Annotated in this window: 12 protein-coding genes and 1 pseudogene; 10 read left to right on the top strand and 3 right to left on the bottom strand. The window is 60.7% G+C overall.

Annotated features, from left to right (window positions below; translation table 11 throughout):
• Positions 1-34: 34 nt before the first annotated feature.
• Positions 35-769, bottom strand: coding sequence for a LexA family transcriptional regulator (locus tag ACODSV_RS07695; RefSeq protein WP_024073730.1), 735 nt, complete (start codon positions 767-769; stop codon positions 35-37).
• Between the two features lie 198 nt (positions 770-967).
• Here ACODSV_RS07695 and mutS point away from each other — a divergent pair, with 198 nt between their 5' ends.
• Together mutS and fdxA are read left to right on the top strand one after the other, a co-directional pair.
• A complete protein-coding gene (gene mutS / locus ACODSV_RS07690) occupies positions 968-3,559 on the top strand; it encodes a DNA mismatch repair protein MutS (RefSeq protein ID WP_150054024.1) in 2,592 nt (863 codons plus the stop codon).
• A gap of 142 nt (positions 3,560-3,701) precedes the next feature.
• Positions 3,702-4,025, top strand: coding sequence for a ferredoxin FdxA (gene fdxA / locus ACODSV_RS07685; protein ID WP_024073728.1), 324 nt, complete (start codon positions 3,702-3,704; stop codon positions 4,023-4,025).
• 465 nt (positions 4,026-4,490) lie between these two features.
• On the opposite strand, the gene apbC is transcribed toward fdxA, so the two are convergent.
• Positions 4,491-5,585, bottom strand: coding sequence for an iron-sulfur cluster carrier protein ApbC (apbC, locus tag ACODSV_RS07680; protein ID WP_024073727.1), 1,095 nt, complete (start codon positions 5,583-5,585; stop codon positions 4,491-4,493).
• 172 nt (positions 5,586-5,757) lie between these two features.
• Here apbC and metG point away from each other — a divergent pair, with 172 nt between their 5' ends.
• The 8 genes and pseudogenes from metG to ACODSV_RS07640 all read left to right on the top strand — a co-directional run bounded on the left by metG (position 5,758) and on the right by ACODSV_RS07640 (position 12,412).
• Entirely contained in the window at positions 5,758-7,809 is a 2,052-nt protein-coding gene (metG, locus tag ACODSV_RS07675; protein ID WP_069075357.1) for a methionine--tRNA ligase, read from the top strand.
• A gap of 103 nt (positions 7,810-7,912) precedes the next feature.
• The gene (locus tag ACODSV_RS07670) at positions 7,913-8,485 is read left to right on the top strand and encodes an Rnf-Nqr domain containing protein (RefSeq protein WP_150054023.1); all 573 of its coding nucleotides are present in this window, start codon (positions 7,913-7,915) and stop codon (positions 8,483-8,485) included.
• 17 nt (positions 8,486-8,502) lie between these two features.
• Positions 8,503-8,874 (top strand): annotated as a pseudogene (rsxB, locus tag ACODSV_RS07665) (electron transport complex subunit RsxB); the annotation flags it as partial.
• 556 nt (positions 8,875-9,430) lie between these two features.
• A complete protein-coding gene (locus tag ACODSV_RS07660) occupies positions 9,431-10,390 on the top strand; it encodes an RnfABCDGE type electron transport complex subunit D (protein ID WP_081329155.1) in 960 nt (319 codons plus the stop codon).
• Entirely contained in the window at positions 10,387-10,971 is a 585-nt protein-coding gene (locus ACODSV_RS07655; RefSeq protein WP_150054020.1) for an RnfABCDGE type electron transport complex subunit G, read from the top strand. Before ACODSV_RS07660 ends, ACODSV_RS07655 begins: the two co-directional genes overlap by 4 nt.
• Entirely contained in the window at positions 10,964-11,458 is a 495-nt protein-coding gene (locus ACODSV_RS07650; protein WP_024073721.1) for an Rnf-Nqr domain containing protein, read from the top strand. The genes ACODSV_RS07655 and ACODSV_RS07650 overlap by 8 nt, the downstream gene beginning before the upstream one ends.
• Before the next feature lie 25 nt (positions 11,459-11,483).
• Positions 11,484-12,122 (top strand): endonuclease III, encoded by a 639-nt coding sequence (gene nth, locus ACODSV_RS07645; RefSeq protein WP_024073720.1) that lies wholly within the window; start codon positions 11,484-11,486, stop codon positions 12,120-12,122.
• A 107-nt stretch (positions 12,123-12,229) separates the two neighbouring features.
• The gene (locus ACODSV_RS07640) at positions 12,230-12,412 is read left to right on the top strand and encodes a PA3496 family putative envelope integrity protein (RefSeq protein WP_024073719.1); all 183 of its coding nucleotides are present in this window, start codon (positions 12,230-12,232) and stop codon (positions 12,410-12,412) included.
• A gap of 73 nt (positions 12,413-12,485) precedes the next feature.
• On the opposite strand, the gene ACODSV_RS07635 is transcribed toward ACODSV_RS07640, so the two are convergent.
• Positions 12,486-12,819: response regulator transcription factor (locus ACODSV_RS07635; protein WP_489045879.1), on the bottom strand; the 334-nt coding region annotated here is incomplete at its 5' end.

Here is a 12,819-nt window from a genome sequence, read left to right as displayed (position 1 = left end):
CGCTAGATAGCGGGCTTTGTCTTACACAAGGTGGTTAACGGGCGTACATGCCCCACCAGAACACATGACCCAGGATGCTGATTTGCTCATCCTGGATGTCCTGGAAGCTGTAGTCCTCGTCCGGGTGCTCATCGCGGTTGAAACTGCGCAGGCGAATCCCGGAAGGCAGGCGGTAGAGCTGTTTCACCCGCAGTTGGCCGTTGTGATTGATGGCGTACAAGTCGCCATCAACGATGTCTCCAATGGCGCTCTTGCCCGCATTCACCCCCACCGTCGCGCCATCGCGCAACACCGGCAACATACTGTTGCCGCGTACCGTCACGCATTTGGCCTGGTCGAACTGCACACCGTTATGCCGCAGGCTGCGCTTTCCAAAACGCAGGCTGGCCTTCTCACTTTCTTCGATGACGAATCTTCCTGATCCAGCAGCCAATTCAACCTCGCGCAGAAAGGGGATCGACACCTCGTCGTCATTCACAGGGGTGTCGTCATCCCACAGGCTTATGTCCTTGAGTTCCGAATGCATCGGGTCGCGTCCATCATCACGCAAAGCACCCACGGCTGCGCGCCCGCGCAGTTGGTCGGTGCTGACGCGAAAATACTCGGCGATGCGGGAAATATGCTTGTCCGACGGATCAACGATCTTGCCGCTGAGGATCCGGGACAGTGTGGATTGAGGCACGCCGGTACGCCGGTGAAGCTCCGTGGGGGAGATCCGGTCGCGGTCCAGCAGCTCTCTTAAGACGATAGAAACGTTGCGTTTTTGCATAACGCGGATAGTGACGGGAGTTTTTTGGGTTTGCAAATGCTAATTTGCATATTTTATGCACATGCCATGCCGCCGCGCCTACCCGCTTGCGACCTGCGAACCCCCGACCTCGCGTGTTAACCTTGCGCCCATCGCAAAAAATGCTGGGCCGAGCGCCCCCTTTGCCCCATCACTTTCAACGAATTTGCCTACTATCCAATGAGTAAAAACACGTCCGATCTGTCCTCCCACACGCCGATGATGCAGCAGTACTGGCGCCTGAAAAACCAGCACCCTGATCAGTTGATGTTCTATCGCATGGGCGACTTCTACGAGATCTTCTATGAAGACGCGAAGAAGGCGGCCAAATTGCTGGACATCACCCTGACCGCGCGCGGGCAGTCGGCAGGGCAGTCGATTCCGATGTGTGGGATTCCTTACCACTCGCTGGAAGGCTACCTCGTCAAACTGGTGAAGCTGGGCGAGTCGGTGGTGATCTGCGAGCAGATCGGTGACCCGGCCACCAGCAAGGGGCCGGTTGAACGTCAGGTGGTGCGCATTATTACGCCGGGGACGGTGAGTGATGAGGCGCTGCTGGATGAGCGACGTGACAACCTGATCGCCGCCGTCCTGGGCGATGAGCGTTTGTTCGGCCTTTCCGTACTGGATATCACCAGCGGCAACTTCAGCGTGCTGGAGATCAAGGGTTGGGAGAACCTGCTGGCGGAGCTGGAGCGCATCAACCCGGTGGAGTTGTTGATCCCGGATGACTGGCCAAAAGACTTGCCGGCAGAAAAGCGTCGTGGGACCAAGCGTCGCGCGCCGTGGGATTTCGAACGTGATTCGGCGTTGAAAAGCCTGTGCCAGCAATTCTCGGTGCAAGACCTCAAGGGCTTTGGCTGCGAAACCCTGACCCTGGCCATCGGCGCCGCCGGTTGCCTGCTCAGCTACGCCAAGGAAACCCAGCGCACCGCCCTGCCGCACTTGCGCAGCCTGCGTCATGAGCGACTGGACGACACCGTGGTGCTCGATGGCGCGAGCCGTCGCAACCTGGAGCTGGACACCAACCTGGCCGGTGGCCGCGACAACACGTTGCAATCGGTAGTGGACCGCTGCCAGACCGCCATGGGCAGCCGCCTGCTGACCCGCTGGCTGAACCGCCCGCTACGCGACCTGACCGTCCTGCAAGCGCGCCAGACGTCGATTACTTGCCTGCTGGACGGCTATCGCTTTGAAAAGCTGCAACCGCAGCTCAAGGAAATCGGCGATATCGAGCGCATCCTGGCGCGGATCGGCCTGCGTAATGCGCGGCCCCGTGACCTGGCACGCCTGCGCGACGCGCTCAGCGCGCTGCCGCAGTTGCAAGTGGCAATGACCGAGCTGGACACGCCCCACCTGCAACAACTCGCCGTCACAGCCGGCACCTACCCGGCACTCGCGGCGTTGCTGGAAAAGGCCATTATCGACAACCCGCCGGCAATTATCCGCGATGGCGGCGTACTCAAGACCGGTTACGACAGCGAACTGGATGAATTGCAGTCCCTGAGCGAAAACGCCGGGCAGTTCCTGATCGACCTGGAAGCCCGCGAAAAAGCGCGCACCGGCCTGGCCAACCTCAAGGTCGGCTACAACCGCGTGCATGGCTACTTTATCGAGTTGCCGAGCAAGCAGGCCGAGTCGGCGCCCATCGATTACCAGCGTCGCCAGACCCTCAAAGGCGCTGAGCGCTTTATCACGCCAGAGCTGAAAGAATTCGAAGACAAGGCGCTGTCGGCCAAGAGTCGCGCCCTGGCCCGGGAAAAGATGCTCTATGAAAACCTGCTTGAAGACCTGATCAGCCAACTGGCGCCGCTTCAGGACACCGCCGCCGCTCTGGCAGAGCTGGATGTACTGAGCAACCTTGCCGAACGCGCGCTGAACCTCGACTTGAACTGCCCGCGGTTTGTCAGCGAGCCCTGCATGCGCATCGTGCAAGGTCGCCACCCGGTGGTGGAGCAGGTGCTCACCACGCCGTTCGTCGCCAACGACCTGTCGCTGGATGACGATACGCGCATGCTGGTCATCACCGGTCCGAACATGGGCGGTAAATCCACCTACATGCGCCAAACCGCCCTGATCGTGCTGCTGGCGCATATTGGCAGCTTCGTACCGGCGGCCAGTTGCGAACTGTCCCTGGTGGACCGCATCTTCACGCGGATCGGCTCCAGCGATGACCTGGCCGGTGGCCGTTCGACCTTTATGGTGGAAATGAGCGAAACCGCGAATATCCTGCACAACGCCACCGACCGCAGCCTGGTGCTGATGGACGAAGTCGGTCGCGGCACCAGTACCTTCGACGGCCTGTCCCTGGCTTGGGCGGCGGCCGAACGCCTGGCGCACCTGCGCGCCTATACGCTGTTCGCCACCCACTATTTCGAACTGACCGTGTTGCCGGAAAGCGAGCCATTGGTGGCCAACGTGCATCTCAATGCCACCGAGCACAACGAGCGCATCGTGTTCCTGCACCATGTGCTGCCAGGGCCGGCCAGCCAGAGTTACGGCCTGGCCGTGGCGCAACTGGCGGGCGTGCCCAACGACGTAATCGCCCGCGCCCGCGAGCACCTCAGCCGCCTGGAGGCCACGGCCCTGCCCCACGAAACCGTGGTCGCGAGCCCGAAAAAAACCAACAGCAAAACCAGCGCGCCACACCAGAGTGATATGTTCGCCACCCTGCCCCATCCGGTACTGGAGGAGTTGGCAAAGCTTGACCTGGACGACTTGACGCCGAGAAAAGCGCTGGAAATGCTCTATACACTGAAGACACGGGTCTAACGCAGACGCTTGCAAGCTGATATTATCTCGCGCGGTTTGGGATGCTGCGGGCTTTTAGCCTGGTCCGCAGACTATCGCTCTCGAACCTCGCGAGCCCCACCATAAGGGGTTTCGCTGCCGCCGCCTGAGGAGAAAATTAGAAATGACCTTCGTCGTCACCGACAACTGCATCAAGTGCAAGTACACCGACTGCGTAGAAGTGTGTCCGGTGGACTGCTTCTACGAAGGCCCGAATTTCCTGGTCATCCACCCGGACGAGTGCATTGACTGCGCCCTGTGTGAGCCTGAATGCCCGGCCGTCGCTATTTTCTCCGAGGACGAAGTCCCGGAAGACATGCAGGAATTTATCCAGTTGAACGTCGAGCTGGCTGAAATCTGGCCGAACATCACCGAGAAGAAAGAACCGCTGCCGGACGCGGAAGAGTGGGATGGCAAAAAAGGCAAGATCAAAGAACTCGAGCGCTGACAGCGTCGCAGTCCAAAAAAAAAGGCCCTTCCGGGCCTTTTTTGCGTTCAGGGGTAGACGCTCACTTTTCTTCAGGCAAAAAAAAGGGGCGGTATGACCCGCCCACATTTTTTCCCTAGTCCCTTTATTCCTTTTCATCATCCTGATGAATCGCATCCTGCGACGTTCCTTCAAACCATCGTTCCTTGATGGCCGTGTCAATCCGTGGACACAGGGCTGATCTTAGAGAGTTCCCGGCGAAGTTCAACGCGATCCAACCGCTGGACTGACAGCTATCATTGCTCGAGACACAATAAATAGTTGTTATATTTCAATCAGATAGAAAAACACTCCGGTATTTAGAGGCGCTACGGGCGGGCAAAAAAACCAAACACTTACGTAAAAGTAAGCGAATGCTTACACGCGCCATTGCGTAAAAGCGCAATTCGCCGCTTTGGCAGTCCCGACTCGAGTCCGCCCCCCCCCTCAATCTTCACTGACAGTGATAGTCGGCATGGCCTGCGTCGCAGCCTCTTGCAGCACGATTCGTGCGCCGACATGGCGGGCCAGCTCCTGATAGATCATCGCGATCTGGCCATCGGGCTCGGCCGCCACGGTAGGCTTGCCGCCGTCGGCCTGCTCGCGAATACCCATCGACAACGGCAATGAGGCCAGCAGTTCGACGCCATACTGGGTCGCCAGCTTCTCGCCTCCCCCTTCACCGAACAAGTGCTCGGCATGGCCGCAGTTGGAGCAGATGTGCACCGCCATGTTCTCCACCACGCCCAGCACCGGGATATTGACCTTGCGGAACATCTCGACGCCTTTCTTCGCGTCGAGCAGCGCCAGGTCCTGGGGCGTGGTCACGATCACCGAGCCAGCCACCGGGACTTTTTGCGCCAGGGTCAGTTGGATATCGCCCGTGCCCGGCGGCATATCGATCACCAGGTAGTCCAGGTCGCCCCAGGCAGTCTGCGTGACCAGTTGCAGCAGTGCGCCGGACACCATCGGCCCGCGCCAGACCATCGGCGTGTTGTCATCGGTGAGGAAGGCCATGGACATCACTTCCACGCCCATGGACTCAATCGGCACGAACCATTTCTGGTCCTTGACCTTCGGCCGCGTGCCCTCGGCAATGCCGAACATCACGCCTTGGCTCGGGCCGTAGATATCGGCGTCAAGAATGCCCACCCGCGCACCTTCACGGGCCAGGGCCAGGGCCAGGTTGGCCGCCGTGGTGGACTTACCCACACCGCCCTTGCCGGACGCCACTGCGACCACGTTCTTGACGTTGGCCAGGCCTGGGATCTGCGCCTGGGCCTTGTGCGGCGCGATCACGCACCGAATGTCGACCTTGGCCGCCCCCACGCCGTCCAGGCCTTCGATGGCCATTTGCAGCATCTGCGCCCAGCCGCTCTTGAACAGGCCGGCGGCATAACCCAGTTCCATCTGGACCGACACCTGATCGCCCTGGACCTCGATGGCGCGTACACAGCCGGCACTGACCGGGTCCTGGTTCAAATAGGGGTCGGTGTATTGGCGAAGAACGGCTTCCACCGCTGCGCGATTGACGGCGCTCATGGGCTACTCCCGAAAAAAGACTGACTGAAACAGGCGGCTATCCTAACCGTTCCAGCGGCTTAACGGCATGCTTTCGAAGACAGGGAAGATGCTGAAACAACGCCACGGGGTGAAATAAATTTCCCGGCGCTTTATAGTGGCCGACCTCCGTTTCATCAAGTAGCCGAGCCCCATGTCCGAGCCACGCAAGATCCTCGTCACCAGCGCCCTGCCCTATGCCAATGGTTCCATCCATCTTGGCCATATGCTTGAGTACATCCAGACCGATATGTGGGTGCGCTTCCAGAAGCATCGCGGCAATCAATGCATCTATGTCTGCGCGGACGACGCCCACGGCTCGGCCATCATGTTGCGCGCCGAAAAGGAAGGGATCACCCCGGAACAACTGATCGCCAATGTGCAGGCTGAACACAGCGCCGACTTTGCCGACTTCCTGGTGGACTTCGACAACTTCCACTCGACCCACTCCGACGAAAACCGCGAGCTGTCGAGCCAGATCTATAAGCGCTTGCGCGACGCCGGGCACATTGCCACGCGTTCGATCACGCAGTATTTCGACCCGGAAAAGAAAATGTTCCTGGCCGACCGTTTCATCAAGGGCACCTGCCCAAAATGCGGCACCGAAGACCAGTACGGCGACAACTGCGAAAAATGCGGTGCCACCTACGCACCCACTGACCTGAAGAACCCGCGTTCGGCTATCTCCGGCGCCATCCCGGTGCTCAAGGATTCCCAGCACTTCTTCTTCAAGCTCCCGGATTTCCAGCAGATGCTGCAAACCTGGACCCGCAGCGGCACCCTGCAGGACGCCGTGGCGAACAAGATCGCCGAATGGCTGGACGCCGGCCTGCAACAGTGGGACATCTCCCGCGATGCGCCGTACTTCGGCTTCGAAATCCCCGACGAGCCAGGCAAGTACTTCTACGTGTGGCTGGACGCGCCGATCGGCTACATGGCCAGCTTCAAGAACCTCTGCGCCCGCACGCCGGAGCTGGACTTCGACGCTTTCTGGGGCAAGGACTCCACCGCCGAGCTGTACCACTTCATCGGCAAGGACATCGTCAACTTCCACGCCCTGTTCTGGCCAGCCATGCTCGAAGGTTCGGGCTACCGCAAGCCAACCGGCATCGCCGTACACGGTTACCTGACGGTCAATGGCCAGAAGATGTCCAAGTCCCGTGGCACCTTTATCAAGGCGCGCACCTACCTGGACCACCTGTCACCGGAATACCTGCGCTACTACTACGCCTCCAAGCTGGGCCGTGGCGTCGACGACCTCGACCTGAACCTGGAAGACTTCGTACAGAAGGTCAACTCCGACCTGGTGGGCAAAGTCGTCAACATCGCCAGCCGTTGCGCCGGGTTCATCCACAAGGGCAACGCCGGTGTGATGGTGGCGGAAAATGCCGCGCCGGAACTGACCGAGGCCTTCCTGGCCGCCGCGCCAAGCATTGCCGATGCCTATGAGGCCCGCGACTTTGCCCGCGCGATGCGCGAGATCATGGGCCTGGCCGACCGTGCCAACGCCTGGATCGCCGACAAGGCACCGTGGTCGCTGAACAAGCAGGAAGGCAAGCAGGCTGAAGTCCAGGCGATCTGCGCCACCGGCGTCAACCTGTTCCGCCAGTTGGTGATCTTCCTCAAGCCCGTGCTGCCATTGCTGGCCGCCGACGCCGAGGCGTTCCTCAACGTCGCGCCGCTGACCTGGAATGACCACGCCACCCTGCTCGGCAACCACCCGCTGAACGAGTTCAAGCCGCTGATGACCCGCATCGACCCGGTAAAAGTCCAGGCCATGACCGACGCATCGAAAGAAGACCTGGTCGCCAGCCAGACCGATACCGGCGAATCGACGCCAGCGGGTAACGGTGAACTGGCCAAGGACCCCCTCTCCCCGGAGATCGAGTTCGACGCCTTTGCCGCCGTGGACCTGCGCGTTGCGCTGATCGTCAAGGCCGAAGCCGTTGAAGGTGCCGACAAGCTGCTGCGCCTGACCTTGGATATCGGTGACGAGCAACGCAACGTGTTCTCCGGGATCAAGAGCGCCTATCCGGACCCTTCCAAGCTCAATGGTCGCCTGACCATGATGATCGCCAACCTCAAGCCGCGGAAAATGAAGTTCGGTATTTCCGAAGGCATGGTGATGGCGGCTGGCCCTGGCGGCGAAGAAATCTACCTGCTGAGCCCTGACAGCGGCGCCAAGCCGGGTCAACGCATCAAGTAAGCCCGGCGAAACAGCCCTGTCGTTACGGCGACGGGGCTTTTCAGCTAGTACCCCCTTCTCGCTTGCCGGATAATCAGGCCCTGTTTGCTTAACCGGCATGACCATGACCGATATGTTCCTCACCCTTGTCAGCGCCGCCCTGATCAGCAACTTCGTGTTGCAGATGCCGCTGGCGGTCGACCCGGTGCTGGCCCTGGCCTCACGCCAACGGCTGCATGCGCTCGGGATCGCCACCACCCTATTGATGGTGCTCAGCGGCGTGCTGGGTTATCTGCTGGACCACTATCTGTTGCAGCCGTTCGCATTGACGACACTGCGGCTATTTGTGTTTTTGCCGCTGACCGCGCTGTTGATCCACCCGGTGCTCAGCCTGCTGACGCGCGTGCGCCCCGCCCTGGTAACCAACGGTTTGTGGCCACTGCTGCTGGGTAACGCCGGCGTACTGGCCGTGGTCGTGATGGGTACACAAAATGATAAAGGCGTGGTGCACATGGCCGCATTGAGCCTGGGCGCCGGGCTCGGTTTCTGGCTGGTGCTGAGCCTGTTCAGCGACTTGCGCCAACGCATCGCCGACAACGACATCCCCCTGCCTTTTCGCGGCCTGCCGGTCGAACTGATCAGCGTCGGGCTGATGGCAGTGGCTTTCCTCGGCTTCAACGCAATGTTCAAAGCATGAACCTGATTCAACGTATCGACGCGCTGCTGCCGCAGACTCAATGCGGCAAGTGCGGCCACCCAGGCTGCAAGCCTTACGCCGAAGGCATTGCCCAGGGCGAGGCAATTAACAAGTGCCCGCCGGGTGGGCAGGAAACCATCGCCGGGCTGGCACTGTTGCTGAAAGTGCCGGTGCTGGAACTGGACGCCACGCGGGGCGAGGCACCCGCGCAGGTTGCGTATATCCGCGAAGCCGAGTGCATCGGTTGCACCAAGTGCATCCAGGCATGCCCGGTGGACGCCATCGTCGGCGCCGCCAAGCTGATGCACACGGTGATCATCGACGAATGCACGGGTTGTGACCTGTGCGTCGCGCCCTGCCCGGTCGATTGCATCGAAATGCACCCGTTGCTCACGGCGCTACCCATCGTCGGAGGCCTCGCCACCAACGAAGACCAACGCCGTCAGCGCAGCCTCAAGCGTGATCGTGCACGACGGCGCTTTGAGCAACGCAATGCACGTCTGCGACGGGAAGAAGCGCTCAAGATCGCCGAACGCCTGGCCCGGACCAGGCACACCGCTGCGCCGGAGCCAGTGCAGGTCGATAAAGCCCAGGCGGCGAGGGAGGCAGCGGTCAAGCAAGCGAAAATCAGCGTGGCCATGAGTCGCGCCCAACTGCACAAATCCTTGAAGGCGTTCGGGCATCCACCGACGTTTGAGCAGCAGTCGCAATTGATCGTCCTGCAACAGCAGTTCGAGGCCGCAGAGCAGGCACTTGCCGCGCTGGAGTTGAACAGCACCCCCAAGGCTGCAGCCCCCAGCAATACCGCCGAACTCAAGCGCGCCAAGATCCAACTGGCCATGCGCCGCGCAGAGCTGAAGAGAGCCCAGGATCAGAAGGCCGACCCGCAGCAATTGGCCGAGGCGCAAGGCAAGCTGGATGAGGCACAGCGCCTGGTGGACGCCCATGACAACGCCTGATCCGCAGCAGGCCTTGCAGCGCGTGTTACTCGCAACGCTGCCGGGCGTCGTGGCGCTGTGCTGGTGGTACGGATGGGGGGTGTTGATCAATTTGATCTTGGCTGGGGGATGCGCGCTGCTCGTGGACGCGGGTGTCGACCGCCTGCGAGGACGGCGCGTTCGTGACCTGAGCAGCCTGGTCAGCGCCACACTGTTGGCCCTGGCCCTGCCACCCTATTGTCCATGGTGGCTGTGTGTAGCCGCTGTCACCGGAGGGTTGCTGCTGGGCAAGCACTTGTATGGTGGCAATCGAAACCCATTCAATCCGGCCATGGTCGGGTACGCCCTGATGCTGGTGGCCTTTCCCCAACCCATGAGCCACTGGCCGGCGCCCCATGGCCTGGACCTGCTGGCCGGCGTCAATCAGGTTCTGGGCCTGCACGGCGCGGCGCCGGATGCCTGGGCCCAGGCCACCGCCTTGGATGCCCTGCGAATCAACAAGAGCCTGACCATCGACGAGCTGTTCGCGCGCAGCCCGGCATTTGGGCATTTCGGCGGCAGGGCCAGCGAGTGGGTCGGCCTGGCCTATCTCATGGGTGGCCTCTGGCTGTTATGGCAGCGCGTGTTCAGCTGGCATGCACCCGTTGGCATGCTGGGCAGCCTATTTGTGATCAGCCTGCTGTGCTGGAACGGGTCGGGTTCGGATTCCCATGGCTCGCCGCTGTTTCATCTGCTGACCGGCGCCACCCTTCTCGGCGCCTTTTTCATCATCACCGAGCCGGTGTCGGGCCCCAGGAGCCCGCGGGCACGCCTGCTCTTTGGCGCGGGCGTAGGCGCGCTGACCTATCTGATTCGCACGTGGGGCGGTTACCCGGACGGGGTAGCCTTCGCAGTATTGCTGATGAACCTGGCCGTGCCCGCGCTGGAGCGCCTGGTGGCACCGAAACAGCCGCAGGTGAATGCATGAGAGTCACCCGAGGCCTGCTGTTGGCGCTGCTGATTAGCATGGGCGGCATCGCCTTGACCTTGGGGCTGCAGCACCTGACCGCCGGCCATGCGGCGCTCCAAGCCCAGGCGCAACAGCGTCAGGCCCTGCTCGACCTGCTACCCGCGGACCGCTACGACAACCAGCTCTTGGACCAGGCGCTGGCGATCGCTCCCCAACCCCTGTCAAACAGCCAGCTTCAAGGTGGCTACCTGGCAACCCTGGCCGGCCAGGCAAGCGCCGTGATCCTGCGGTTACAAGCCAACGGCTACGGCGGGCCGATTGAACTGCTGGTGGCCATCGACCGCGACGGTAAACTGCTGGCAATCAAACCGCTGGCGCACTCGGAAACCCCAAGCCTTGGTGGCCATATCAGTGAGCCCGGCAACCCTTGGCTGGCCGCCTTCAAAGGCCGCACCCGCAGCGACCTGAAAGACCCGACATTCGATCAGATGGCAGGCGCGACCCTGACTTCCCGTGCGGTGTCCAATGCCGCCCACGATGCGCTGCGTTTTTTCGACGAACATCGATCTGCATTGCTGGAGCACGCGGCCCATGACTAAAGCCTTTGGCCTGGCCAATACGCTGATGCTGACACCGTTGATCGGAGTGAGTGACACGCTGCCCAAGGCCCTGAGTTTCCTGGGGCTGTCCGTGCTAGTCGTGACGCTGTACGGCCTGGTCATGGCAGGCGTGCGATCCCGTCTCAGCGCCCCCTTACGGTTGATTGCCAGCCTGATGCTGGCCGCGACCCTGGTCAGTGTCGTGCAGTTACTGTTGCAGGCATTTGCACTCACGACCTATCAGCAACTGGGCCTCTATCTCGCCATGATCAGCGTGCAATGCGTAGTACTGGAACACGGCGGCTTCTTCGCGGCCGGCCAGCACAAGGCACGCCTGCGGCTGTTTGGCCTTTTCGCCGCCCTGCTGATACTGCTGGGGTTGCTACGCGCCGGTACCGCCACCACATTCATGCCTGCCGGGTTTATCCTGCTCGGGTTACTGCTCGCAGGGTGCCAAGCCTGGGCCCACTACTCGAAATCACGCTGACCGCCAGCAAGGAGCCGCCCGCCCCATGAACGCCGCAAAACGATTGGAAATTTTTCGCAGGCTTCACGAAGACAATCCGGAACCCAAGACCGAACTGGCCTACTCATCGCCATTCGAGTTGCTGATTGCCGTGATTCTCTCGGCCCAATCGACCGATGTGGGCGTCAACAAGGCCACGGCCAAGCTATTTCCTGTGGCGAACACACCCGCGGCGATTTATGCCCTGGGCGTTGAGGGTTTGTCCGAGTACATCAAGACCATCGGCCTGTACAACAGCAAGGCCAAGAATGTCATCGAGACCTGCCGCCTGCTGGTGGAGCGGCATGGCGGTGAAGTACCGCAAACACGCGAAGCCTTGGAAGCGCTGCCCGGCGTGGGCCGCAAGACGGCCAATGTGGTGCTCAATACGGCGTTTCGCCAGCTGACAATGGCCGTGGACACACATATTTTTCGTGTCAGCAACCGCACCGGCATTGCACGTGGGAAGAATGTGGTGGAAGTGGAAAAGCAGCTGATGAAGTTTGTTCCCAAGCCCTATCTGCTCGATTCGCATCATTGGCTGATCCTGCACGGGCGTTATGTCTGCCAGGCGCGCAAGCCACGCTGCGGCAGCTGTCGCATCGAGGACCTGTGCGAGTACAAGGAAAAAACCTCCGACGATTGAGGAATCATTGATTTTTACGATCAGTCGATTGAAAAAATCTTTTTTACCCATCCATCGATTATCGTTATAAGGAGCGCCAACGGCAGTCTTAGCCCGGAGTTAACCTTATGAGCACTGGCAAAGAACAACTGGAAGTGGATGACGACCTCGTTGAGTCGGATGACGACGGGGCAGAAACACCTGTAGTAGAGGTGGCCAAGACCAATCTAAGCAAACGCCGCACTATCGACAATCTCCTGGAAGAGCGACGCTTGCAAAAACAGCTGGCCGACTACGATTTCGACCTCTGATAGAGCCGATGACGGCCGGAAGCCTCCCTTGCGGAGGCTTTTTTCTGCCGATCTACCTTGATGACGCCCTCCCCTATACCAGCCCGTTGCGCTGGGCCAACTCGATCAAGTCGACCAGGGAGCGTGCATTGAGCTTGAGCAGCAAGCGCGTTTTGTAAGTACTCACGGTCTTGTTGCTGAGGAACATGCCATCGGCAATCTCCTTGTTGGTTTTACCACGCGCCAATTGCTGCAATACCATCATCTCCCGGCCGGAGAGACGCTCGACCATGTCCGCCTCACTGGCGTTGCCCATGGTGGAACGTACCGAGTTCAGCGCCTGATTCGGGAAGTAACTGTAGCCGGAGAGCACGTAAGCGCTCCATAAACCCCACCTCCCGCTGGTGGGGTTTTGCGTTTTAAAGTGG

The sequence above is a fragment of the Pseudomonas sp. FG86 genome (genome assembly GCF_057808775.1).
The sequence above is the reverse complement of the archived record's forward strand: the minus strand, read 5'-3'. Positions and strand labels throughout refer to the sequence as shown.